General features: G+C 66.8%; 21 protein-coding genes and 1 tRNA gene. 13 read left to right on the top strand and 9 right to left on the bottom strand.

What is annotated here, in order from left to right; all coding sequences use genetic code 11:
* The 3 genes from FHT98_RS03745 to FHT98_RS03735 are packed head-to-tail and all read left to right on the top strand — an operon-like array spanning position 1 to position 3,749.
* On the top strand, positions 1 to 900 hold the full coding sequence (locus FHT98_RS03745) for a PhzF family phenazine biosynthesis protein (protein WP_185745067.1): 900 nt from the start codon (positions 1 to 3) through the stop codon (positions 898 to 900).
* Positions 897 to 1,619 carry an NUDIX hydrolase gene (locus tag FHT98_RS03740; protein ID WP_142112535.1) on the top strand — a complete coding sequence of 241 codons (723 nt, stop codon included), beginning with the start codon at positions 897 to 899 and terminating at the stop codon, positions 1,617 to 1,619. The genes FHT98_RS03745 and FHT98_RS03740 overlap by 4 nt, the downstream gene beginning before the upstream one ends.
* 27 nt (positions 1,620 to 1,646) lie before the next feature.
* The gene (locus tag FHT98_RS03735; RefSeq protein WP_142112533.1) at positions 1,647 to 3,749 is read left to right on the top strand and encodes a M3 family metallopeptidase; all 2,103 of its coding nucleotides are present in this window, start codon (positions 1,647 to 1,649) and stop codon (positions 3,747 to 3,749) included.
* 117 nt (positions 3,750 to 3,866) lie between these two features.
* Here FHT98_RS03735 and FHT98_RS03730 read toward each other — a convergent pair whose 3' ends face one another.
* Both FHT98_RS03730 and FHT98_RS03725 read right to left on the bottom strand, forming a co-directional pair.
* A complete protein-coding gene (locus tag FHT98_RS03730; RefSeq protein ID WP_142112530.1) occupies positions 3,867 to 4,211 on the bottom strand; it encodes a hypothetical protein in 345 nt (114 codons plus the stop codon).
* A 64-nt stretch (positions 4,212 to 4,275) separates the two neighbouring features.
* On the bottom strand, positions 4,276 to 4,917 hold the full coding sequence (locus FHT98_RS03725; protein ID WP_061966840.1) for a YoaK family protein: 642 nt from the start codon (positions 4,915 to 4,917) through the stop codon (positions 4,276 to 4,278).
* Between the two features lie 412 nt (positions 4,918 to 5,329).
* Between FHT98_RS03725 and FHT98_RS03720 the strand changes: the two genes are divergently transcribed.
* From FHT98_RS03720 to FHT98_RS03710, 3 genes are all read left to right on the top strand, one after another.
* Positions 5,330 to 6,907: a 2-isopropylmalate synthase gene (locus FHT98_RS03720; RefSeq protein ID WP_061966841.1), complete on the top strand. Its 1,578-nt coding sequence runs from the start codon at positions 5,330 to 5,332 to the stop codon at positions 6,905 to 6,907.
* Positions 6,908 to 7,238: 331 nt separating this feature from the next.
* Positions 7,239 to 8,516, top strand: coding sequence for a solute carrier family 23 protein (locus FHT98_RS03715; protein WP_061967262.1), 1,278 nt, complete (start codon positions 7,239 to 7,241; stop codon positions 8,514 to 8,516).
* A 139-nt stretch (positions 8,517 to 8,655) separates the two neighbouring features.
* A tRNA-Lys gene (locus FHT98_RS03710) sits at positions 8,656 to 8,731 on the top strand.
* An 88-nt stretch (positions 8,732 to 8,819) separates the two neighbouring features.
* Here the strand turns inward: FHT98_RS03710 and FHT98_RS03705 are convergent.
* Entirely contained in the window at positions 8,820 to 9,158 is a 339-nt protein-coding gene (locus FHT98_RS03705) for an RcnB family protein (RefSeq protein ID WP_142112526.1), read from the bottom strand.
* Positions 9,159 to 9,384: 226 nt separating this feature from the next.
* Here FHT98_RS03705 and FHT98_RS03700 point away from each other — a divergent pair, with 226 nt between their 5' ends.
* The gene (locus FHT98_RS03700) at positions 9,385 to 9,642 is read left to right on the top strand and encodes a hypothetical protein (protein WP_061966844.1); all 258 of its coding nucleotides are present in this window, start codon (positions 9,385 to 9,387) and stop codon (positions 9,640 to 9,642) included.
* Positions 9,643 to 9,647: 5 nt separating this feature from the next.
* On the opposite strand, the gene FHT98_RS03695 is transcribed toward FHT98_RS03700, so the two are convergent.
* Positions 9,648 to 11,036, bottom strand: coding sequence for a M20 family metallopeptidase (locus FHT98_RS03695; RefSeq protein ID WP_142112524.1), 1,389 nt, complete (start codon positions 11,034 to 11,036; stop codon positions 9,648 to 9,650).
* A gap of 136 nt (positions 11,037 to 11,172) precedes the next feature.
* Between FHT98_RS03695 and FHT98_RS03690 the strand changes: the two genes are divergently transcribed.
* On the top strand, positions 11,173 to 12,576 hold the full coding sequence (locus FHT98_RS03690; RefSeq protein ID WP_142112522.1) for an SNF2-related protein: 1,404 nt from the start codon (positions 11,173 to 11,175) through the stop codon (positions 12,574 to 12,576).
* Positions 12,577 to 12,579: 3 nt separating this feature from the next.
* Here the strand turns inward: FHT98_RS03690 and FHT98_RS26130 are convergent, their stop codons facing one another.
* The 3 genes from FHT98_RS26130 to uraH form a co-directional block, all read right to left on the bottom strand.
* Entirely contained in the window at positions 12,580 to 12,738 is a 159-nt protein-coding gene (locus FHT98_RS26130; protein ID WP_162766440.1) for a hypothetical protein, read from the bottom strand.
* A gap of 69 nt (positions 12,739 to 12,807) precedes the next feature.
* Positions 12,808 to 14,232, bottom strand: coding sequence for an allantoinase PuuE (gene puuE / locus FHT98_RS03685; RefSeq protein ID WP_142112520.1), 1,425 nt, complete (start codon positions 14,230 to 14,232; stop codon positions 12,808 to 12,810).
* 6 nt (positions 14,233 to 14,238) lie between these two features.
* Positions 14,239 to 14,592, bottom strand: a complete 354-nt coding sequence (uraH, locus tag FHT98_RS03680) for a hydroxyisourate hydrolase (protein ID WP_113587261.1) — start codon at positions 14,590 to 14,592, stop codon at positions 14,239 to 14,241.
* A 240-nt stretch (positions 14,593 to 14,832) separates the two neighbouring features.
* Between uraH and FHT98_RS03675 the strand changes: the two genes are divergently transcribed.
* Both FHT98_RS03675 and FHT98_RS03670 read left to right on the top strand, forming a co-directional pair.
* Positions 14,833 to 16,068 carry a urate hydroxylase PuuD gene (locus tag FHT98_RS03675; protein WP_142112518.1) on the top strand — a complete coding sequence of 412 codons (1,236 nt, stop codon included), beginning with the start codon at positions 14,833 to 14,835 and terminating at the stop codon, positions 16,066 to 16,068.
* Positions 16,069 to 16,372: 304 nt separating this feature from the next.
* On the top strand, positions 16,373 to 18,868 hold the full coding sequence (locus tag FHT98_RS03670) for a hypothetical protein (protein WP_185745066.1): 2,496 nt from the start codon (positions 16,373 to 16,375) through the stop codon (positions 18,866 to 18,868).
* A gap of 246 nt (positions 18,869 to 19,114) precedes the next feature.
* Here the strand turns inward: FHT98_RS03670 and FHT98_RS03665 are convergent, their stop codons facing one another.
* On the bottom strand, positions 19,115 to 20,176 hold the full coding sequence (locus FHT98_RS03665; protein ID WP_061966851.1) for an NAD(P)/FAD-dependent oxidoreductase: 1,062 nt from the start codon (positions 20,174 to 20,176) through the stop codon (positions 19,115 to 19,117).
* 158 nt (positions 20,177 to 20,334) lie between these two features.
* A complete protein-coding gene (locus FHT98_RS03660; protein WP_113587258.1) occupies positions 20,335 to 20,763 on the bottom strand; it encodes a GlcG/HbpS family heme-binding protein in 429 nt (142 codons plus the stop codon).
* Between the two features lie 179 nt (positions 20,764 to 20,942).
* On the opposite strand from FHT98_RS03660, the gene lysM reads away from it, so the two are divergent.
* From lysM to FHT98_RS03645, 3 genes are all read left to right on the top strand, one after another.
* Positions 20,943 to 21,383: a peptidoglycan-binding protein LysM gene (lysM, locus tag FHT98_RS03655; protein ID WP_061966853.1), complete on the top strand. Its 441-nt coding sequence runs from the start codon at positions 20,943 to 20,945 to the stop codon at positions 21,381 to 21,383.
* 146 nt (positions 21,384 to 21,529) lie between these two features.
* A complete protein-coding gene (locus tag FHT98_RS03650; RefSeq protein WP_061966854.1) occupies positions 21,530 to 21,847 on the top strand; it encodes a rhodanese-like domain-containing protein in 318 nt (105 codons plus the stop codon).
* A 52-nt stretch (positions 21,848 to 21,899) separates the two neighbouring features.
* Complete coding sequence (locus FHT98_RS03645) at positions 21,900 to 22,859, top strand: DUF3829 domain-containing protein (RefSeq protein ID WP_142112514.1); 960 nt, start codon at positions 21,900 to 21,902, stop codon at positions 22,857 to 22,859.
* Positions 22,860 to 22,861 lie beyond the last annotated feature (2 nt).

Below are 22,861 nucleotides of genomic sequence, written 5' to 3'. Positions count from 1 at the left end.
ATGAAACGCCGCTTCGTCACGCTCGACGTCTTCACCACGCGCCGCCATGCCGGCAATCCGCTCGCCGTGGTGCTCCAGTCCGAAGGGCTCGACACCGAGGCGATGCAGGCCATCGCCCGGGAGTTCAACCTGTCCGAGACGGTCTTCGTCGCGCCGCCGGAGAAGCCGGAGCATCGCGCCTCCGTCCGCATCTTCACGCCGGGAGGCGAGCTGCCCTTCGCCGGCCATCCGACGGTCGGGACAGCGGTCTGGCTGGCGCTGACCGACGAGGCCGAGGGCAAGCCTGTCGACATGCTGGTGCTGGAAGAGAAGGTCGGGCCGGTCTCCTGCGCCGTCGCGATCAAGGGCAGTCATGCCGGCCACGCCACCTTCACCCTGCCGCGCCTGCCGGAGCTGCTCCCGCAGTCGGTCACGGAGGCACAACTGGCGGAGGCGCTCGGGCTCGATCCGGCCGATCTCGGCTTTGATGCGCATCGACCGAGCGTCTTCTCGGCTGGCGTCGCCTATACGACCGTGCCCGTCGCCGGCCGCGAGGCTATCGCCAAGGCGAGGGTTTCCGGTGCGTTCGAGCGGGTGATGGCGGCGACGCCGAACGGCAACGCCTTCATCTACGGCCGCGAGACTGCCGAGGTCGGGCATCACTACCATGCCCGCATGTTCTGGCCAGGCGCCGGGGTCGTCGAGGATCCGGCGACGGGCAGTGCGGCTGCAGCCTTTGCCGGCGCGATCATGGCCTATGACAAGCCCGAGGATGGCGACCACCGCCTCGTCATCGAGCAGGGCTACGAGATGGGCCGGCCGTCGCAGATCACGCTGGAGCTGAGCGTGCGCGGCGGCATGCTCGCCTCCGCGCGGATCGGTGGCTCGGCAATCGTGGTGAGCGAGGGCGTGCTGCTGTGAGCGATGGTGTCGAGAACGGCACGATCGTCTCGCTGTCGCGGGTCGATGCCCTGGTCGAGCCCTATGACTGGGCCTTCGCGCGCGAGAATCCAGAGCTGATCGCGACACATTGGGCTGCGATCAGCGCCGGCAAGCCAGCGATGTTCAACGGCCGCATCATGCTCCAGCATCGCGCGGCGATCCGCGACGGCGTGTTCGAGGCCGGCTATTTCGAGACCGATTATGCGGCCTTCATGACGTGGCGCGACGCGGGCCATCCCGGCCCCGTCATCCGCAACGGCTTCGCCATGGCGGCGCTCCGGGCCAATGACGGCGCCTTTCTCTGCGGCAGGATGGGCGACCACACGGCCAATGCCGGCAAGGTCTATTTCGCCGCCGGCACGCCGGATCGCGACGACGCCCGCCCGGACGGCACGCTCGATCTCGCCGGCAGCGTCACCCGCGAGCTCGGCGAGGAGACGGGCCTGCGCGTCGAGGAGCTGCAGGTCGGCGAGGGCTGGACGGCATTGATCGAGCAGGGCCGCATCGCCTTCATGCGCGAGGTCAAGATCGATCTGCCGGCGGGCGAGGCACGGGCGCTGATGCTGGAGCGGATGAAGCACCTCGAGGAGGAGGAGCTTTCCGACATCGTCATCGTGCGCGATCTCGCTGATACCGAAAACCACGACATGCCGCCCTTCATGCGCCGCTATCTCGCGCATATCTTCGACGGCAAGTGATCTTGCCTGTTCCGCGAAAGTGACCCGATGAGCTCTGCCGAGACCAGCTATCCGGAAGCCAATTATCCTGAGGCCCTGCCGCTGCCGGCCGAAAACCCCTTCGCGACGCGCTGGGAGACGCCGTTCCGCCTGCCGCCCTTCGCTGCGATCAAGCCGGAGCATATCCGCCCGGCTTTCGAGGCGGCGCTGGCCAAGCACAAGGCCGAGATCGCGGCGATCGTCGCGGACAAAGCCGAGCCGGATTTCGCCAATACGATCGAGGCGCTGGAGCGGGCAGGGCGCGCGCTCTCCCGCGTCGGCGGCGTGTTCTACAACCTGACCGGTGCCGATACGAACGAGGCCTTGCAGGCGATCGAGCGCGAGATGTCGCCGATCACCTCGCGGCACTGGTCGGCGATCATGATGGACGAGGGGCTGTTCGCCCGCGTCGATGCGGTCAATGCCGGGCGCGATGCGCTCGGCCTGAACCCGGAGCAGGCGCGCCTGCTGGAGCGCAGCTACAAGGGCTTCATCCGCTCGGGCGCGAAGCTGGGAGCAGGCGAGAAGAAGCACCTTGCCGCGATCAACGAGCGGCTGGCGGGGCTCGGCACGCAGTTCAGCCAGAACGTGCTGAAGGACGAATCCTCCTATGCGCTGTTCATCGAGGACGAGGCTGGGCTCGCCGGCCTGCCTGATTTCGTGAAGGCGGCGATGGCGCGTGCCGCAGCCGATCGCGGCAAGCCGGGCCAGCATGCGGTGACGCTGTCCCGCTCGATCATCGAGCCGTTCCTGACCTTCTCGACCCGCCGCGACCTGCGCGAGGAGGCCTTCATCGCCTGGAGCAAGCGCGGCGAGAATGGCGGTGAGAGCGACAACCGCGCCATCGTCGCCGAGATGGTGAAGCTCCGGGCCGAGAAGGCGAAGCTCCTGGGCTACCCGACCTTCGCGCATTTCAAGCTCGACGATGCCATGGCGAAGACGCCGGAGCACGTGCGCGGGCTCTTGGAGCTGGTCTGGAAGCCGGCCAAGGCGCGCGCGGCGCGTGAGGCGGCCGATCTCGCGGCGCTGGCGCAGAGCGAGGGCGAGAACGGCCCGATCCGCCCCTGGGACTGGCGCCACTACGCCGAGAAGGTCCGGCAGAAGACCTATGCGCTCGATGAGGCCGTGCTGAAGCAGTATCTCCAGCTCGACCGCGTGAGGCAGGCGGCTTTCGACGTCGCCGGCAAGCTGTTCGGGCTCTCCTTCGCGGAGCGGCCGGAACTCAAGGGCTATCACCCGGACGTGCGCATCTTCGAGGTCAAGGAGACCGCGAGCGGGCGCCATATCGGCCTGTTCGTCGGCGACTACTTCGCCCGCGCGTCGAAGCGCTCCGGCGCCTGGATGAGCGCCTTCCGGGGCCAGCGCAAGCTCGACGGCGAGACCCGGCCGATCATCGTCAATGTCTGCAATTTCGCCAAGCCCGCCGAGGGCAAGCCGGCGCTGCTCTCGCTCGACGATGCGCGCACGCTCTTCCACGAGTTCGGCCATGCCTTGCACGGCCTGCTCTCGGACGTGACCTATGGCTCGCTCGCGGGCACGTCGGTTGCGCGCGATTTCGTCGAACTGCCCTCGCAGCTCTACGAGCACTGGTTCATGACGCGCGAGGTGATGCGCGAATATTGCCACCATGCCGAGACGGGCGAGCCGATCCCGGAGGCGCTGATCGAGAAGATCGAAAAGGCGCAGACCTTCAACCAGGGCTTCGCCACGGTTGAGTACACATCATCGGCGCTGGTCGATCTCGCCTTCCATTCGCTGGAGGCACCGGCCGAGGTCGACCCGCTCGCCTTCGAGGCGGCGGAGCTCGCCCGCATCGGCATGCCCGCCGAGATCACGATGCGGCACCGCACGCCGCATTTCACCCATGTCTTCTCGGGCGACGGTTATTCGGCTGGCTATTACAGCTATCTCTGGTCGGAGGTGATGGATGCCGACGCCTTCAACGCCTTCACCGAGACCGGCGACGTGTTCTCGCCCGCGGTTGCGGAGAAGCTGAAGCGCTACATCTATTCGGCGGGCGATACGCGTGATGCGGCCGAGGCCTATACGCTGTTCCGCGGGCGGCTGCCGACGCCGGATGCGCTCCTGGAGAAGCGGGGACTGGCGGCTTGAGCCGCCGCATTCCGTCATGGCCGGGCTCGTCCCGACCATCCATGTCTTCTCTCGGGCAATGTTCAAGACGTGGATGCTCGCCCACAAGGGCGAGCATGACGGTGCTGGCTTTTTGGCTCAGCCGGGATAACCGAACTTCGCCTTGGTCGCCCTGATCTGGCCGATCGCGCCGGCATCGTTGCCGCCTGAGCAGGTCGTGCGGGCGCGTGCGATCTCGCTGCTGACCCGGTCATGCACGCCCTTGGTTGTGTGGCCGGTCGCGAAGTCGTTATCGATCACCGCCTGGAAGCGTTCGACCTCACCGGAGCAGCCGGTGCCCGAGGGCATGCGGAAGGTATTCGGGGTCACGCCGGGCGCGGCCTGCGACGGCGGCGGAGCCGGGGGCGGGCCGCCCGATGGCGTCTGGCAAGCGGAGAGCAGGAGCGCGGCGAAAGCCGGGATAAGGACGGTAGAGACGCGCATCGGGGAGGCTCCGGCTGATCAAGCTGGGAGCATGCCCGATTCCTCGGGGCCGGCAAAGCTGCTGTCAGTCGGGCTCGGGCATGAAGAGCGCCACGACCGTGAAGAGGGCGGCGGCGCCTGCGGCCAGCCAGACCGCATCGAGCCCGATGCGGCCATGCGCGACAGCGCCGGCGATGGCGCCGCTGAGCAGACCGAGCCAGAGCACGAAATGGCGCAGGAAGGCGAGCTTCGGCCCGCCGAGCAGGGCGCCGGCGATGCGCTGCCCCATCTTCACCAGCGTTCCTGTCATATAGGTCAGGCCGATCGTGACCTCGCCGTCGCGCTGGAAGACGCTGTTCTCCGCGCCCATTGCGATGGCGAGGACGCCGGCGCCGGCGATGCCCAGCCCGATCGAGTCGAGGCCGGCCGAGATCAGCAGGGCGAGCGTGACGAAGGCGAGAACTGCCGCCTTGCGCTGGCGCCCGGCGAAATGCCCCGCGAGCGAGCCGCCGACCACGCCGAGGACGAAGAGCCCTAGGATCGTCACGGCGAGCAGGATGCCGCCGGCGTGGCGCCCGGCGAGCTCGATGGCGAAGCGGGTGGTGTTGCCGCTCATGAAGGAGACGAAGAAGCCGCCGAGGCTGAGGAATCCGAGCGCATCGACAAAGCCCGCCAGGCCGGACAGGCAGAAGGCAAGGCCGATGACAGGCCGGTCATAGCGCATCATGCGCGGCGCTCCGACATTCTGGCCAGCCCCCCAATGTCGCGCGACCGCCGGCCGAATCGCGCTGCGCCATCCTAATTCACAGGAGCCGTCTGTTCTTAATTCAAATCGGCATGCGACATATGCTTGCGCTGGACCCCGTGCTTCGGTTACATCCTGTCCTGTCGATGTGAGGAACGCCCGTGGTTTCGACCGCCCGCCATGACCTGACGAAGGACTGCGCCGCTGCGCAGGTCGTCGGCATGCGCGCTCGCGCTCCGTTCTCGCTTCTTGGCCTTCTTCTCCTTAGCTGCCCCTGAGGGCCGGCCGGGCATGTTGCCTGGGCGCTCAGGGGAGTGACGAGAACCGCCGACAGAAAACCCAGCGCCCGCCTTTTCCAAAATTCCGCGGCGCGCCGACACCCGGAAGCAGAACCATGACCAACCCGACCCAGTCCGGCTCCGTCCAGAAGCCCTCGGACAAGGACCGCGTCCTGATCTTCGACACCACCTTGCGCGACGGCGAGCAGTGCCCCGGCGCCACCATGACCTTCGAGGAGAAGCTGGAGATCGCCGAGATGCTGGACGCCATGGGCGTCGACATCATCGAGGCCGGCTTCCCGATCGCGTCCGACGGCGATTTCGAGGCGGTGTCCGAGATCGCCCGCCGCCTGAAGCGCGCGACCGTCGCCGGTCTCGCCCGCGCCATCAGCGCCGATATCGCCCGGGCCGGCGAGGCGGTGCGCCATGCGGTGAAGCCGCGCATCCACACCTTCGTCTCGACCTCGCCGATCCATCTGGAACACCAGATGCGCAAGACGCAGGAGCAGGTGCTGGAGATCATCACCGGGACGGTGACCCAGGCGCGCAACCTAGTCGAGGATGTCGAGTGGTCGGCGATGGATGCCACCCGCACGCCGATCGACTATCTCTGCCGCACGGTCGAGGCCGCGATCAGGGCGGGCGCGACCACGATCAACCTGCCCGACACGGTCGGCTATGCCACGCCGGACGAGTATCGCGCCATGTTCAAGGCCGTCCGCGAGCGCGTGCCGAACGCCGACAAGGCGATCTTCTCGGCGCACTGCCATAATGATCTGGGCCTGGCCGTCGCGAATTCGCTGGCGGGGATCGAGGGTGGTGTCCGGCAAGTCGAATGCACGGTCAACGGCATCGGCGAGCGCGCCGGCAATGCCGCGCTGGAAGAGATCGTGATGGCGCTGCGCGTGCGCGCCGACGTCTTGCCCTACGACACCGGCATCGACGCGACGCAGTTGATGCGCGTCTCCAAGGCCGTCTCGACCGCCTGCTCCTTCCCGGTGCAGTACAACAAGGCGATCGTCGGCCGGAACGCCTTCGCCCATGAGAGCGGCATCCACCAGGACGGCATGCTGAAGAACAACACGACCTACGAGATCATGACGCCGGAATCGGTCGGCGTGACCAAGACCTCGCTGGTGATGGGCAAGCATTCGGGCCGCGCCGCCTTCCGTTCGAAGCTGAAGGAGATGGGCTACGATCTCGGCGACAACCAGCTGGAAGACGCCTTCACCCGCTTCAAGGCGCTGGCCGACCGCAAGAAGCATGTCTATGACGAGGATATCGAGGCGCTGGTCGACGAGAACATCGCCACCGCCCATGACCGCATCAAGCTGGAATCGCTGACGGTGATCGCCGGCACGCGCGGCCCGCAGCGCGCGACCATGAAGCTCGATGTCGAGGGCAAGCACGTCACCGAGGAGGTCGAGGGCAACGGCCCGATCGACGCGATCTTCAATGCGATCAAGGCGATCGTGCCGCATGAGGTGACGATGGAGCTCTACGATGTCCATGCGGTGACCGAGGGCACCGATGCGCAGGCGGAGGTTTCCGTCAGGCTGTCGCGCGACGGCTCGTCGGTGACCGGCCGCGGCGCCGATCCCGATACGCTGGTCGCTTCGGCGAAGGCCTATCTCGCCGCGCTCAACAAGCTGATCGCGCGGGGCGGCCGCCTGCACGCGCAGGCTGCGGAGTAAGCGAGGGCGCCCTTGGTGAAAGGGTGTCATCCCGTGCGCGCTGCAGCGTGAAACGCTGCGGCGCAGACACGGGACCGCGTGCCGCGCAGGGCTCCTTTCGTCGTGCTCTCCGCAAGGGCGCCTCTTCCTGAACACGGTCCCGTGTCTGCGCAGCGGCATTTCATGCCGCAGCGCGCACGGGATGACAGCCCGGCATCGACCAGTTGATCGTACGCAGCACGTGACGCTTCGATTCCGGTGGATGACGCCGGCGCGATCTGGCGCCGGCTCGCTTTTTGCCTTCATCTGCGCTTCCGGTGCGGTCGCTCCCCCGGCGACCCTGGGGAGCGCGATGCCGATGGGCTATTTTCCGAACTGGACCTTGAAGACCTCCGGCGCCGTGATGCCGGATGAGCGGCTGCCGACCGGCCAGACGGTCGTGGCTGGCCTGCAGCATGTCGTGGCCATGTTCGGCTCGACAGTGCTCGCGCCGGTGCTGATGGGCTTCGACCCGAATGTCGCGATCTTCTTCTCAGGGCTGGCGACGCTGCTCTTCTTCGTCATCACGCGCGGGCAGCTGCCGAGCTATCTCGGCTCCTCCTTCGCCTTCATCGGCGTCGTCATCGCAGCGACCGGCTATGCCGGCTCCGGCCCCAATCCGAATATCGCGGTCGCGCTCGGCGGTATCATCGCCTGCGGCGCGGTCTATGCCGTGATCGGCCTGATCGTGCAGGGCGTCGGCACGGCCTGGATCGAGAAGCTGCTGCCGCCGGTCGTGACCGGCGCTGTCGTCGCTGCGATCGGCCTCAACCTGACTTCGGTCGCGATCAGCATGATCTCGGCCAGCCCCTACACGAAATGGATCGCGCTGTTTACGGTCGTCGCGGTCGCATTGGTCGCGGTCTATGCGCGCGGGTTGCCGCAGCGTCTGCCGATCCTGATCGGTGGGCTTGCCGCCTACATCCTCTATGCGCTGACGGCATCGAGCTTCGGTGCGCCGACGATCGATTTCGGCAAGATCGGCGCGGCCGCCTGGTTCGGCCTGCCGCAATTCGTGGCGCCGGTCTTCGAGATGAAGGCGATCACGCTGATCGTGCCGGTCGCGATCATCCTGGTCGCGGAGAATCTCGGCCATATCAAGGGCATCTCGGTGATGACCGGGCGCAATTTCGACCGCCTGATCGGGCGCGGCTTCTTCGCCGACGGTCTTGGCACCATGATCGCCGGCTCGGGCGGCGGCACGGGCGTCACCACCTATGCCGAGAACATGGGCGTGATGGCGGTGACCCGGGTCTATTCCACGCTGGTCTTCGTCGCGGCCGGCATCATCGCGTTGCTGCTTGGCTTCTCGCCGAAGTTCGGCGCGGTGATCGGCACCATCCCCGTCGCGGTGCTCGGCGGCCTCGCCGTCGTGGTCTTCGGCCTGATCGCGGCGACCGCCGGCCGGATCTGGGTCGAGAACAAGGTCGACTTTTCGGAGCCGAAGAACCTGATCACGGTGGCGACCGCGCTGATCCTCGGCGCCGGCGACCTGAAGCTGCCGATCTTCGGCTATGAGCTCGGTGGAATCGGCACCGCGACCTTCGGCGCGATCGTGCTCTATCACCTGCTGAACCGCCGCACGGCCTGACAATCCACAGCGCGGCCGGGCTATTCCGGCCGCGTATGAAAAATCTGTCACGGATGGGTGGACAGGGGGCGGGGCCTTTGCTACACGCCCCCTGCCTGACGCGGCTAACGCCGCTGACCGGCGGCGCTTCGTGGCGTATGGGTGATTAGCTCAGTTGGTAGAGCAGCTGACTCTTAATCAGCGGGTCGTAGGTTCGAGCCCTACATCACCCACCACGACCATTCCGAACATCGTTGAACGGACACCTCGCTGAAGCGAGCGGCTGGCATGTGCTGCCGCCGCCCGTTCCGCATCGTGCCGGGCTCAGCGGGCCGCGGCGAGGGCGGCGATCATGCCCGTGATGCTGTTGATCAGAATGAACTGATTATCGACCCTGACCCAGCGCTGGCCGCGGCCCGGCGCACGCAGATGGTAGCGGTGATAATCCCGCACATAGCTCTGCCGGTACTGCCGGGGCAGGGCATGCCCGCGCGCCCAACGATCCTTGCGGACGATGACCTTCTTCGTCACATGCTTCTCGACATGGACCGGGCCCTGACGAGCGGGGCCGTGATGCTGTGTCCGGTAAGACTGAGCGAAGCTGGGGGCGGTTGCTCCGAGTAGAAAAGCGCCCGCGATTGCAGAGGCGATAATTTTCTTCATGGCGATATCTCCTGTTCTCGATGGAGTTATCGTGAAACATCGTCATTAAACAGGAGATGAATAGTTGGATTAATTCTCTGTAATGTTCCTGTAAGCTGTAATGAGTTTTTCAATTTCGATCGTTGCTTGCTTGCGCTTGGCGTTGCTCTGACGGAGTGGCGTTTTCCGGGGTGGGAGGGAGCCTTTCGGCGGCTCGGGCGTTCCTGTCCGAAAGGACAGTTTTCGCATGATGCAATTCGATCAAGGCCTCACGGCCGCGCCTGGCAATACGCCCGCCATCCCCGATCCGCCCCCCGAGGCGCCGCCCCTGACGCCGGGCGAGGTGCCGCCGGCTCCGCCGGTCGAATCGCCACCGGACGAGGAACCGCAGGGCATCCCGACCGAGCCACCGCCGGAACTGCCGCCGAATGCGCCGCCGGAGGCTCCCCCGGCGACGCCGATCGATCTGCCGCCGGGGCGCGATCCGCGCCAGCCGCAGGAATAGTCCGCTTAGACCTTCGGGGCGTTGCCCGAACCGATATCCCAGTAGAGCCCGGCCATGGCGACGAGGCCTTCGCGGGCGATGGCGGCCGGCAGGTGCTCGTCCGGGGCGTGCTGCGAGCAGCCGGGATAGGAGTGCGGCACCCAGATCGTGCGCAGCTTCAGGATCTCGGCGAAGATGTCGTTCGGCAGCGAGCCACCGAGATTGGGCAGCAGGGCCGGCTTCTTGCCGGTGCTCTCCGCGATCGAATCGATGGTGAAGCGGACCCAGGCATCGTCGGGGTCGAGCCGCGTCGCACCGAAGCGCTCGGTGCCGGGCATGATGATCTCGACCATGTCGAAGCCGTGGCGGTCGAGATGGCGGCGGAGCGCCGGGGCGACGTCGCGCGGATCGATGCCGACGACGAAGCGCAAGGCGACGCGGGCCCAAGCACTCGGCGGCACGGCGTTGACCGGGGTTTCCGGGACGCCGGATTTCATCGCCAGCACGTCGAAGGAGCACCAGCCGAAGACCTGTTCGGCGGGGGAGAGGCCGGGCTCGCCCCAGTTCGGATCGATGGTCGGGCCGTCCGGGCCGCCATCGATCTCGCAATCGGCGAGCGCGCGGCGCACGCCATCGGGCAGCTCCTTCGGCACCCATTCATGGATGCGGATCTGGCCGGTGGGCGAGGTGATCGAGGCGATGGCATGGGAGAGCTGGATCGCCGGATCGGAGAGGATGCCGCCCCAGTTGCCGGAATGGTGGCCGCCATCGCGCGCCTTGATCTGCAGGTCGAAGGTGATGACGCCGCGGGCGCCGAGGAAGACGGTAGGGCGCTCGGCATTGAGGCGCGGCCCGTCCGAGGCGATCAGGATATCGGCCTTGAGCAGTTCGGCCTCATCCTCGCAGAGCTCGCGCAGGCCCGGCGAGCCGGATTCCTCGCCCATCTCGATCAGGTACTTGGCGTTGAAGCCGAGCTTGCCGCGCGTCTCCAGTACGGCGCGCAGGCCGTTGATGTTGATGAGGTGCTGGCCCTTGTTGTCGACGACGCCGCGGCCGTACCAGCGGCCGTCACGCTCGACCAGCTTCCACGGCGAGAGGCCCTCGCTCCACTGCGCGTCGAGGCCGCGGATGACGTCGCCATGGCCGTAGCCGAGGATAGTCGGCAGGGCGGGGTCCTCGATGCGCTCGGCATAGAGGAAGGGGCCGCGTGCCTTGGCATGGGTCAGGATGCGGCAGGTGAAGCCGAGCGATTCGAGCAGGGGCTGCATCTCCTTGTCGAGATATTCGCCCAGCACGGGAGCACGGTCTGGATTCTGGCTTTCGGTGGGGATCGCGATGAGCCGGCCGAGATCGGTCTTCATCCGGCCTGAATCGAAATAGTCCTGAGCTTTCGCGATCGCCTGCGCGCGGGTCATGGTCTTGTCGTCTCCCAATAAGTGGCCGGCACAGTGCCGGTGGACGGAAGCCAGCGCCAGTGCCAAGAGAGCCGGGCGCGTTATGCCCACGGGGCAGGGCGGGCGCCACGCCGATCGACAGGGCTCTTCCCGCTGCATGACGATGATCCCGCATCCGCACCAGCTCGTTGCGCGTGACGCCATCCTGGCGGCGCGGGTCAAGGGCGCGGCCGGCTTCCTGCTGGGAGACCTCACCGGCCTCGGCAAGACGCTCTCGGCCTGGCTTGCCCTGTCGGCGATGCCGGAGGAGGAGGTGCTGGTGATCTGCCCCAAAGGCGCGATCCCGCAATGGCGGCGGACCATGGCGCTGTCGGGCTTGCCGGCGAAGCGCGTGACGTTGATGAATTTCGAGAAGACGAAGTCGCTGCTCGCCCCCGTTGCCGACAGCAAGAAGCGCTCGACGCGGGCGAAGAACAACGAGATCGCCAAGCATGGCCGGCCCAAGCGTGCCTGGCCGCTCGTGGTGATCGACGAGGCGCATCGCATCCGCAATCCGAACTCGCAGCAGGGGCTGGTTTGCCGCCAGATGGCGGAGGCCGCCGATTTCACGATCTATATGAGCGCGACGGCCGGCCAGTCGCCGCATGAGCTGTCCTATCTCGCGGGCCTGCTGGCCAAGGCGGCGGGCATGCCCACGGCCGATCTCGACGGGTTTCGCGTGCTGATGAAGCGGCTGAAGATTGGCCGGGCCAAGGGGCGCTGGAAGAACTGGAGCTGGGAGCCGAACGAGGCCGATAGGAAGGTGATGGCCGATCTGCTCTATCGCGGCGCGAACGCCATCGGCTTGCGTCGCCGGCCGGAGGAGATCGCGGGCTGGCCCGAGGTGCAGCGGGAGCTGGCGCCGGTCGCGCTCGATACGGCGGCACGCAAGCTCTATGACGCGACCTGGCGCGAGTTCCGGAAGGAATTGGGGCTGGCCGGCGGCTCGACGCGCAAGCCGCAGGGCTGGGCCGCCGATCTGCGCTTCCGCCAGAAGGCGAGCCTGCTGCGCATCCCCGGTACGGCGGATTTCTGCGAGGACCTCCTGGGCAATGACGAGCAGGTGGCGATTTCCGTCGCCTTCCTCGAGACCAGTGCGATGCTTGCCGATACACTCAAAGGGCGGGGCTGGCGGACGGCCGAGATCAACGGCGAACGCTCGGGCGCGCAGAACGAGGAGACGCGGATCGCCTTCCAGACCGGGCAGCTAGATGCGGTGATCTTCACCGTGACCGAGTCGATCTCATTGCATCGCGGCGAGATGCCGGGCGGCGAGCGCGAGCGGGCGCTCGTCATCCACGATATGCGCCACAGCGCGATCCAGCTCCAGCAGATCGAGGGCCGCTGCCATCGCGACGGCCAGCACGCGACGATCTTCTATGCCTATGCCGAGGACACGGTGGAGGAGGCGATCGCCGGCACGGTGATCCAGCGCATGGCGGCGATGGAAGGGCTCGCCGGCGACGATACGCGGATGCTGGAGGCGATCGCCGGGATCGTCGAGGGGCGGGCGGCCGCGTAAAGCTCAGTTGCGGGCGCGCTCGCCGAGTTCCTTGGCGCCCTCGACCGACGAGCTGGTCAACCGCACGATGCTGTTCCAGGCGTCGCGCGTATAGGCGCCCTGATGGACGACCGCGTCATAGCCGACGACGAGCACGATGATGACCAGAAGCAGTCGGAACACGAACGGAAACCCTCCTCGATAGCGCACCATCAACGCCGCGATCGAAGGAGGGTTCCGGTCTGGCCGGGCTCAGCCCGCCGGCAGCAGTTCCTTCAGCCGGAACAGGGCGATCTTCTCGACCTCGGCCAGCGCCGTAGCGAATTCCTGCTCGGGCGTGTTCTTGAGGCGCGCGTCGAAGGCGGCGAGGATCTGGGCCTTGGTCGCCCCCTTCACCGCCATGATGAAGGGGATGCCGAAGCGGGCCTTGTAGGCCTCGTTCAGCGCGGTGAAGCGGACGCGCTCGTCGCTGGTCAGGCGGTCGAGCCCCGCGCCGGCCTGCTCCTGCGTCGATTCCGGCGTGAGCTCGCCTGCGGCCGCGAGCTTGCCGGCAAGGTCAGGATGGGCGGTGAGCAGGGACTTCTGCTGTTCGGCTGACCCCTTGCGCATGCTTGAGACCATCGCCGCGTGCAGGCTTTCCGCCGTGTCGTGATCTGCGCCGATGCCGGCGTCGTGGGCGGCCTCAGTGATCCAGGGCGAATGCTCCCAGACGCGGCCGAAGACCTCGGTGAACAGCGCCTTGGGCAGCTTCGAGGGTACATAACCGCCAGCCGGCGGCTGCGTCCTGACCCAATGACGGGCGATGTCGAGGCGGGTCGCGACCCAGACCCGCTCATGGCTCTGGACATAGTCGAGGAAGCGGGCGAGCGCCGCGGCGCGGCCCGGGCGCCCGACGAGGCGGCAATGCAGGCCGATCGACATCATCTTCGGGGCGGTCTCGCCCTCGGCATAAAGCGTGTCGAACGAGTCCTTGAGATAGGTGAAGAACTGCTCCCCGGTGTTGAAGCCCTGTGGCGTGGCGAAGCGCATGTCGTTGGCGTCGAGCGTATAGGGAACGGCGAGCTGCGGCCCCTTCGGCCCGGCGAGCCAGTAGGGCAACTCGTCGGCATAGACATCGGCCGTGTAGAGGAAGCCGCCTTCCTCCATCGTCAGGGGAATCGTGTTTTCCGAAGTGCGGCCCTGGTAGCAGCCGAGCGGTCGCTCGCCGGCAAGCTCGGTCTGGATGCGGATCGCTTCCAGGATATCGGCGCGCTCGCGCTCCCTGGGCGTATCGCGATAGTCGATCCATTTCAGGCCGTGGGTCGCGATCTCCCAGCCGGCTTCCTGCATCGAGCCGACGATCTCGGGATAGCGGGCGAGCGCGCTGGCGACGGCGAAGACGGTGACCGGCAGGTCCCGCTGCGTGAACATCCGCCAGAGCCGCCAGTAGCCGGCACGGGAGCCGTATTCGTAGATCGACTCCATGTTCATGTGGCGCTGGCCCGGCCAGGGCGCGGCGCCGACGATCTCGGAGAGGAAGGCCTCTGAAGCCGCATCGCCATGGAGGATGCAGTTCTCGCCGCCTTCCTCGTAATTGATCACGAACTGGACGGCGATGCGGGCCTCGCCCGGCCAGTGCGGATGAGGGGCATTGCGGCCATAGCCCTTCATGTCGCGCGGATAGGTGGTCTGGCTCATGATGGTCTAGCTGCCGCGATAGGTGGAATAGCTCCAGGGCGAAGCCAGGAGCGGGACGTGATAGCGTCCCTCCGGCTCGGCGATGCCGAAGCGGACGGGGACGAGGTCGAGGAAGGCGGGCTGCGGCAAGGCGGTGCCGAGGCCGCGGAAATAGGCGCCGATCGCGAAGGTCAGTTCATAAGTGCCGGGCACCAGCGTTCCCGAGAGCAAAGCTGAATCGGTGCGGCCATCGGCATTGGTCACGGTCTCGGCCAGCCGCTCGCGTGTGCCGTCGGCCCTGAGCCGATCCAGCGACACCGCGATGCCGGCGCCCGGGCGACCGTTGACCGTGTCCAGCACATGCGTCGAAAGATGTCCCATGCGCCGGCTTCTCCTGAAGGCGTCGATATCCGGCGGGCGCCGATTCCGGCGTGGCCACGGACCTTCGCGACTGTAAAGCGACCGGCGCGAAAATCGATAGCAGCATGTTCGCCAGGATCGTCTTCCCGGAAGCTCGGCGCGGGGGCGATTTCAGAGACGGCGAAAGCAGGCTAGTTTCCGCCTTCGAAGCCGCATCTTCCGGATTCGGGACGATCATCAGCCTTCGCGGAGCGCAGCGCCATGCTTGCAGCTTATCTGATGGAATGGGGCGGCATGATGCTGCGCTGGCTCCATGTCATCACGGCGATCGCCTGGATCGGAGCTTCCTTCTTCTTCATCCATCTCGATGCCTCGCTGAAGCCGGCCGAGGATATCCCGCCCGGCACAGGTGGCCGCGCCTGGCAGGTCCATGGCGGCGGCTTCTACGAGATGCGCAAATACATGGTCGCGCCGGCCGTGATGCCGGCCGAGCTGACCTGGCACAAATGGCAGAGCTACTGGACCTGGATCTCAGGCTTCTTCCTGCTGGTCTGGGTCTATTACGCGCAGTCGGAGCTCTACCTGATCGATCCGGCGGTGATGCAGCTGTCGCCTTTTGCCGCGGGCGCGATCGGCATCGCGGCGCTGGTGGTCGGGTGGCTGGTCTACGACCTGCTCTGCAAGTCGCCGCTCGGCAAGCACGACGTGTGGCTGGGCCTCGTCGGCTTCGGCTATGTCGTCGCCGCGAGCTGGGCCTTCGCCAATGTTTTCTCCGGGCGCGGGGCGCTGATCCATACCGGCGCGCTGATGGCGACGATCATGACCGCCAATGTCTTCTTCAACATCATGCCCGGCCAGCGGAAGGTGATCGCAGCGCTCGTCGCGGGGCAGACACCCGATCCGAAATACGGCAAGGCTGCCAAGCAGCGCTCGACGCATAACAACTACATCACCCTGCCGGTGCTGTTCCTGATGCTGTCGAACCATTATCCGGTGACCTTCGCCAATTCGAGCGTGATCCCGCTGCTGGTGGCGCTGGTGATCGTCGCCGGAGCGCTGATCCGGCATTTCTTCAATATCCGGCATGCCGACCACGCGAAATCGCCCTGGTGGTGCTGGGCGGTGGCGATCCTGGCGCTCTGGCTCGCGTTCTGGGTGGCGATGTCGTCCTCGCCGGGCGGGCGCGAGCAACTCGGCCTGAAGGCTGACGAGGCGGCGAAACCCGTCCTGCTGGCGGGCATGACACTGCCGCCGACCGAAGTCTCGAACATCGTGACCGGGCGCTGCGCCATGTGCCATGCGCCGGAGCCGTCCTGGCCTGGCATCCAGATCGCGCCGAAGGGCGTGCTGCTGCATGAGCCCGAGCAGATCGCGATCCATGCCCGCGCCATCCGGACGCAGGCCGTGATGACCCATGCGATGCCGCCGAACAACCTCTCCGGGATGACTCCGTCCGAGCGGAAGGCACTGGCGGGCTGGCTCGCTGCCACGCGCTGAGGCGTTGCGCCGTCATGCTCGCCCTTGTGGCGAGCATCCACGCCTTGAACACATCCCTTGAACAGCGAAGACGTGGATGGTCGGGACAAGCCCGACCATGACGGATGCGTGCTTCGGGGCGCCGTGACCTCGTCCTTCGCCCATCCCATTTCCTCTTTCTTCAGCCTGTCGGCATCCCCGCTCACGGATGCGTGATCGCGTTCAGATTCGGTTCAGGTACGCGGCGTCATGGTCCGGCCACTGCCAGGGCTGGAGACAGGATCCCAGAACGGGACCGTTCGTGCCGAGGACCGTGGGGGTCCAGTTGAGACGCGTGGATGCAAGGGGCGCCGGTTACCTGCTGGCGGCCATCGGTTTCGTCGTGGCATGGGGCATCCTGTGCTGGCCCTGGCTTTCGGGGGCGGTGACGATTCCGTTCGACGCCAAGGCGCATTTCCAGGCGCAGGTGCAGTTCCTTGCCAACGCGATCCATACCGGCCAGTCGCCCTTCTGGAATCACAACGTCTTTGCCGGCTCGCCGCAGATCGCCGATCCGCAATCGCTGATCTTCTCGCCCGCGATCCTGCTCGCGCTGATCTCGCCGGAACCCAGCTTCCGCGAGGTCGATGCCTATGTGCTGGCGCATCTGCTGGCCGGCGGGCTCGCGCTCATCCTGTTCTTCCGCGATCGCGGCTGGCATGCGGCCGGCGGGCTGATGGCGGCGCTGGTCTTCGCTTTCGGTGCCTCGGCGGCCTGGCGCGTCCAGCATGTCGGGCAGATCGCGAGCTATGCCTTCTTCGCCATCGCCTTCTGGCTGACGGCGCGGATGCTGCAGCGTTCATCCGTCCTGTCCGGTGTCTTCGCCGGCCTTGCCGCCGGCATGATGGTGCTGGAGCCGGACCAGGTCGCGCTGCTCGCCTGCTATGTGCTGATCGCCATGGTGGTGGCGCATTGGATCTCCGGCGGCTGGGCGGCCTTCAAGGCGAGCCTGCTGCCGATCACCGCGGCAAGCGTGGTCGGCCTCGCCGTCATCGCCATGCCGCTGATCTGGACCTGGCTCTTCGCCGAGGCGACGACGCGGCCCGAGATCGATTTCGCGTTCGCGGGCCGCGGCTCGCTGCATCCGGTGTCGCTGCTGTCCGCCTTCGTCGGCGACCTATTCGGCGCCAAGGACCCGGCCGTCGAATTCTGGGGCCCGTACGGCAATCCGCAGGTGCTCTATCTCTCCCAGAACATGGCGCAGGTCTATTTCGGCGCGCTGCCGCTGCTGCTGCTGCTGGCGCCCGGCCTGACGCGCGGCTGGCTCTGGGACAAGTCGGTTCGCCCGCTGACGCTGATGCTGGCCTTCATGGTGCTGTTCGCGCTCGGTCGCTACACGCCGCTGTTCCATCTCGCCTACGAATACCTTCCGGGCGTGAAGCAGTTCCGCCGGCCGGCCGACGCGACCTTCCTGATCGGTGGCATCGCAGCGATCCTTTCGGGCTATGTGCTGCATCGCATCCTGACGGCGGAGGCGGGAACCTCGTTCCGCCGCGACATGCTGATCGGGGCGGGTCTGGTGCTCGGCACGCTCCTGCTCGCGCTCGCGGTCTCGCGCGGCTGGGGGCACCTGGCCGATGCCTGGAAGCCGGTCGCAATGGCGCTCGGTTGGTTTGCGGTCGCGGGCGGAGCGTTCTTCATCCTGCAGCGCTGGCGCGGCGCGCTCGGCACTGCCGCCGCGGCGGTCCTGGTCACCGGCGTCGTCGCCGCCGATCTCGGCGTCAACAATGGCCCCAACGAATCGACCGCGCTCGCGCCGCAGCTCTACGACGTGCTGGAGCCGGGCACGAAGAACGACACCATCGCGCTCCTGAAGCACCTGACCTCCCAGCCCGAGGGCTCACCGCGCCGCGACCGGGTCGAATTGCTCGGCATGGGCTTCGAATGGCCGAATGCCGGCATGGTTCACGGCTTCGACCACACGCTCGGTTACAACCCGCTGCGGCTGGAGGATTTCTCCGAGGCTGTCGGCACGGGCGACGGCATCGCCAGGCCGGCCGACCGCAAGTTCACCCCGCTCTTCCCGTCCTATCGCTGCCGCCTCGCGAACCTGCTGGGCTTGCGCTACATCGCCTCGCCGGTTCCGATCGAGCAGGTCGACCACAACCTTGGCGAGAACGATCTCACCCTGATCGCCCGGACGAAGCAGGGCTATGTCTACGAAAACCCGCGAGCCCTGCCGCGCGTGCAGTTCGTCGGTGGCTGGCAGTTCGCCGATTTCGAGAGCATGAAGCTGTCGGGCCGCTGGCCGGAGACCGACCCGACGCAGGCCGTCCTGCTCGATGTCGAGCCACCCGTCGCGACGCCGGAAGGGCCGGTCGCGACTCAGGCCGAGGTCAAGCTGACGCGCTATCGCAATGCGCAGGTCGAGATCGAGGTCACGACGCCTGTCGCCGGCTTCGTCGTGCTCAACGACATCTGGCATCCCTGGTGGAAGGTCGAGGTCGACGGCGTCGAGAGCGAGATCCTGCGGGCGAATGTCCTGTTCCGTGCCGTGCAGGTGCCGGCCGGCACGCACAAGGTGCGCTTCAGCTTCCAGCCGCTCTGGGGCGCGCTGGCGGAGCTCAGGGCGCGGATCGAACCGCAGGAGCCGGATGACATGTTGCCGCCTGCTCCAAGGCATGACGAGCCGCAGATCGTCACCGCGCCGGGCGAGATGCCGAAGCTGGCGGGGCCGTCCGAAAGCGTCCGCAATTCGCTGGGTCTGGGCACCGCCCAGGTTCCGCCGGCGCGCAACGGCACGGCCGCCGCGCATATCCCCGGCGACGCCATCGCGCATTGAAAAAAGCCGCGGCGGGGGCCGCGGCTTTCATCGTCCCCTGATCTTGCGAGCTCTGCCTTCAAGCAAGCGGTGCCATCCCGTGCGCGCTGCGGCACGTGAATGCCGCTGCGCAGACACGGGACCGTTTCCCGGAAAAGGCGCCCATGCGGAGGCCGTAAGGACGGGAGCCCCAAGCGTCACGCGGTCCCGTGTCTGCGCAGCAGCGTTTCACGCTGCGGCGTGCACGGGAGACAGGTGCCGCCCCGCTCAGGCGACGCCGAGCTTCTTCTGCAGGCTGCTGGAAGAGGTCGTATACTGGAAGGTCAGCCGCTTCTCCGGATAGACGTAGCGGTGGACCTTCTGGGCGCAGAGCGCAGCCTCGTGGAAACCCGAGAGGATGAGCTTGAGCTTGCCCGGATAGGTGTTGATGTCGCCGACGGCGAAGATGCCGGGCACGCTGGTCTCGAATTTCTCGGTATCGACCGGGACGAGGTTCTCGTTGAGGTTCAGGCCCCAGTCGGCGATCGGGCCGAGCTTCATGGTCAGCCCGAAGAAGGGCAGCAGCGTATCGCAGGCGATGTCGAAGGGCTCGTTGTCGGTGCCGCGACAGACCACCGCCTCAAGCTTGCCGTTCTCGCCCTTGAGCCCGGTGACCTGGCCGAGTTTCATGTCCATCTTGCCGTCGGCGACGAGGCTGCGCATCTGCTCGACCGAATGCGGCGCGGCGCGGAAATCGTCGCGGCGATGCATCAGCGTGACGCGATTGGCGATCGGCTGGAGGTTCAGCGTCCAGTCGAGGGCGGAATCGCCGCCGCCGACGATCAGGATGTTGCGGCCGCGGAAGGCCTCCATCTTGCGCACGGCGTAGAAGACCGAGCCGTTCTCATAGCCTTCGATGCCGGGAATCGGCGGCTTCTTCGGCTGGAAGGAGCCGCCGCCGGCGGCGATGATCACGCTCTTGGTGTCGAACACGGTGCCGGCATCGGTGGTGACGCGGAAGCGCGGCGCCTCCTGCGTGCCGGTCGGCTCGACCGCCTCGATCATCTGGTTGAGATGGAAGGTCGGCCCGAACGGCTTGATCTGTTCGAGCAGGTTGTCGACCAGCGCCTGGCCGGTGACCATCGGGAAGCCGGGGATGTCGTAGATCGGCTTCTCCGGATAGAGCTCCGCGCATTGCCCGCCGACCTTCGGCAGGATGTCGACGAGATGCGCGCGGATATCGAGCAGGCCGAGCTCGAAGACGGCAAAAAGGCCGCAGGGGCCGGCGCCGACGATGACGACGTCGGTGGTGATGACTTCGTTTTCGTTGGCGGCAGCCGCGTCGCTCATGATTCTACCTTCGAGCCGGTCCAAACTGTCCGATTTAACGAACTCGCGCGCAGGACATGAGGCTTCGAAGGCCGGTTTGCAAGTGCAAAGTGCTGAAACAGCGGAGCGACCGGGGAGAGGGGAAAAGCCTTCTCTTTCCCCCGGCCGCGGTAGCGGAATCAGGCTCCCGTATCGGCCTTGAGCCCGGCGGCAGTGATGCCGGCGCAGGCAGCGGCCTCGTCATTGTCGGAGGTGTCGCCGGAGATGCCGACGGCGCCGAGGACTGCGCCCTCGGGCGAGCGGATCAGCACGCCGCCGGGCACCGGCACCAGCGAACCACCGACGGCATGGGTCGCCGCTTCCACGAAATAGGGCCGATCCAGCGCCATCTTGTGGAGGGCGCGCGAACCCAGGCCGAGCGCGACCACGCCATGCGCCTTGCCGAGCGCGATCTCGCCGCGCTTCAGGCTGGTGCCGTCCTGCGCGGCGAAGGCCTTCTGCGCGCCGCGCGCGTCGAGAACGGCAATGGCGAGCGGTTTGAAGCCGGCGGCTTCGGCATGGGCCAGCGCGGTCTGGAGAATGGTCTGGGCCTGGGCGAGGGTCAGCATGGCGGGAACTCCGGTTTCGTCGGCGACGTTCTTGCCAGCCGCGAGACGTGCGGGAAAGGCCGGTGGGGTCCGCTTTGCGCGATTGGTGCTAGCCGGCAAGCAAAACACCTTTTCCGTAGCCGCTTGCATAGGGCGGCGCGACAGGGCTTGATAGCACACCGACACGAGGAGATTTGCTCATGGGTCTGTTCAGTTTCATCAAGGATGCCGGCGCCAAGATCTTCGGCGGCTCGGCCAAGGCGGCAACCGCCGACGATCTCCAGAAGGAGCTCGCCGGGCACGGCCTGCCTGCTGACGTCAACATCCAGATCGACGGCGACAAGGTGAAGGTCTCCGGCAAGGCCGTTTCGACGGAAGAGGCCGAGAAGATCATTCTCGCGCTCGGCAACACCACGGGCGTGGCCCAGGTCGAATCGGACCTTGCCGTGACCAAGGAAGCCGCGGCGGCGGTGTTCTACACGGTCAAGAAGGGCGACACGCTCTGGAAGATCGCCGAGGAGCATTACGGCAAGGGCCAGGGCGCCAAGTACACCGAGATCGTCAAGGCCAACACGCCGCCGGTCAAGAATCCCGACCTGATCCAGCCGGGCTGGGTCCTGCGCATTCCGCCGAAGGGCTGAGGCGCCTCGCCGACAAGGCAGCCGCGCGCCTCGTGCCCGCGGCTGCTTTTTCTTTTCGGCACCCGGAAGCGCGGCCGAGCGGTGGCGTTTCCCGGACTGCCGCCCTATCTCAACGGCTCGCCCGACCGGGCTGGAGTGGCCTGCCCATGATCGTGAACGACCTCGATATCGACGCCATCAAGGCGGGGTTGGGCGATGGCTCCATCCTTCTGGTCGACGTGCGCGAGCCGCATGAATTCGCCGCCGGGCATATTCCGGGTTCGGTCTCGCGGCCTTTGTCTCAATTCGACCCCGCGGACCTGCCGAACGAGCCCGGCAAGCGCATCGTCTTGTCCTGCGCGGCGGGCGTGCGCTCGCGGCGGGCACTGGAATTCGCCCAGTCCGCGGGGCTCGACATCGACAGCCACTATGCCGGCGGCTTCAAGGACTGGCTGATGCACGGCGAGCCGGTGGAGCAGGATTGAGGCCTTGAGGCCTCATCCACGCCCACGCCGCCCGTAGACCAAGGATAAAACCATGCTGACCCGAACTTTCTTCTACGGTGCGGCCTGCGCCACCGCGCTGCTCCTGGCCGCTCCGGGAGCCGGCTGGGCGCAGAGCGCCGCGACCGTTCCCGCCGGCAGCGCCAGCAAGGCCGCCGATGACGATCTCCAGGCCGCGATCACCAAGTCGAACGCCTATACCGGACTGATGAACCGCACGCTGCGGGCGATCCAGTCCTGGGAGCGCTATGACAGCTGGGTCGACATGAAGAAGGGCCCGACCGGCAAGGAGCGCTACATCACCTACGGGCTCTACAGCCTTTACGACGTCAACAGCGAGATCAAGAAGGCCGAGGAGGCGATGGCGCGGGAGCCGAAGCTGCCGGCGATCGACGAGACCATGGGCCGCTATATCAAGGCCTATCAGGAGCTGGCGCCGCTGATCACCAGGGCCGAGCGCTACTACGACCGCAAGGACTATCGCGACGACAACCTCGTGGAGGGCCAGAAGCTGCACGCGCTGATGGTGCCGGCGGCGAAGACCTTCCTCGAGGAGCGGGCCAAGGTCGATGCGCTGATGCGCGTCTACAAGCGCGGGCTCGACCAGCGCGAGCTCGCCTCGGTCGAGCAGCGCGAGGGCAAGTCGGCCCGCTGGCAGGTGCGCAATATCATGATCAACGCGCGTGCCGTGATGGACCTGATGCCGAGCAACGAGAGCCCGATCGTCGACCTCAAGTCCTTCAACGCCGCGATTGCCGACTATGCCGCCGCCGTCCGCGAGATGGATGCGTTCAAGGACAAGGAGCCCAAGGGCGTGCCGTTCATCGAGAGCCAGGCGAGCTCCTGGCTGGGCAAGCTGCGCGATTTCAGCGACAAGCTCGCCAAGAGCAAGGGCGATGTCCGGCGCGGCGCGGCGAACGACGCCAACTGGCTGGTGAGCAGCTACAACACCATGGTCTCGCTGTCGGAGACGGCGGTGCGCATGTCGCGTTGAGT

The sequence above is a fragment of the Allobosea sp. AK1 genome, from assembly GCF_006714945.1.
GTDB classification, from domain to species: Bacteria; Pseudomonadota; Alphaproteobacteria; order Rhizobiales; family Beijerinckiaceae; genus Allobosea; species Allobosea robiniae.
The sequence above is the reverse complement of the archived record's forward strand: the minus strand, read 5'-3'. Positions and strand labels throughout refer to the sequence as shown.

What these genes read in the sequence shown, in the direction of transcription:
- FHT98_RS03745 (WP_185745067.1), top strand. Translation starts at nt 1, where the DNA reads ATGAAACGCCGCTTCGTCACGCTCGACGTCTTCACCACGCGCCGCCAT.
- FHT98_RS03735 (WP_142112533.1), top strand. Translation starts at nt 1,647, where the DNA reads ATGAGCTCTGCCGAGACCAGCTATCCGGAAGCCAATTATCCTGAGGCC.
- FHT98_RS03730 (WP_142112530.1), bottom strand. Translation starts at nt 4,211, where the DNA reads ATGCGCGTCTCTACCGTCCTTATCCCGGCTTTCGCCGCGCTCCTGCTC.
- FHT98_RS03725 (WP_061966840.1), bottom strand. Translation starts at nt 4,917, where the DNA reads ATGATGCGCTATGACCGGCCTGTCATCGGCCTTGCCTTCTGCCTGTCC.
- FHT98_RS03720 (WP_061966841.1), top strand. Translation starts at nt 5,330, where the DNA reads ATGACCAACCCGACCCAGTCCGGCTCCGTCCAGAAGCCCTCGGACAAG.
- FHT98_RS03715 (WP_061967262.1), top strand. Translation starts at nt 7,239, where the DNA reads ATGCCGATGGGCTATTTTCCGAACTGGACCTTGAAGACCTCCGGCGCC.
- FHT98_RS03705 (WP_142112526.1), bottom strand. Translation starts at nt 9,158, where the DNA reads ATGAAGAAAATTATCGCCTCTGCAATCGCGGGCGCTTTTCTACTCGGA.
- FHT98_RS03700 (WP_061966844.1), top strand. Translation starts at nt 9,385, where the DNA reads ATGATGCAATTCGATCAAGGCCTCACGGCCGCGCCTGGCAATACGCCC.
- FHT98_RS03695 (WP_142112524.1), bottom strand. Translation starts at nt 11,036, where the DNA reads ATGACCCGCGCGCAGGCGATCGCGAAAGCTCAGGACTATTTCGATTCA.
- FHT98_RS03690 (WP_142112522.1), top strand. Translation starts at nt 11,173, where the DNA reads ATGACGATGATCCCGCATCCGCACCAGCTCGTTGCGCGTGACGCCATC.
- puuE (WP_142112520.1), bottom strand. Translation starts at nt 14,232, where the DNA reads ATGAGCCAGACCACCTATCCGCGCGACATGAAGGGCTATGGCCGCAAT.
- uraH (WP_113587261.1), bottom strand. Translation starts at nt 14,592, where the DNA reads ATGGGACATCTTTCGACGCATGTGCTGGACACGGTCAACGGTCGCCCG.
- FHT98_RS03675 (WP_142112518.1), top strand. Translation starts at nt 14,833, where the DNA reads ATGCTTGCAGCTTATCTGATGGAATGGGGCGGCATGATGCTGCGCTGG.
- FHT98_RS03665 (WP_061966851.1), bottom strand. Translation starts at nt 20,176, where the DNA reads ATGAGCGACGCGGCTGCCGCCAACGAAAACGAAGTCATCACCACCGAC.
- FHT98_RS03660 (WP_113587258.1), bottom strand. Translation starts at nt 20,763, where the DNA reads ATGCTGACCCTCGCCCAGGCCCAGACCATTCTCCAGACCGCGCTGGCC.
- lysM (WP_061966853.1), top strand. Translation starts at nt 20,943, where the DNA reads ATGGGTCTGTTCAGTTTCATCAAGGATGCCGGCGCCAAGATCTTCGGC.
- FHT98_RS03650 (WP_061966854.1), top strand. Translation starts at nt 21,530, where the DNA reads ATGATCGTGAACGACCTCGATATCGACGCCATCAAGGCGGGGTTGGGC.
- FHT98_RS03645 (WP_142112514.1), top strand. Translation starts at nt 21,900, where the DNA reads ATGCTGACCCGAACTTTCTTCTACGGTGCGGCCTGCGCCACCGCGCTG.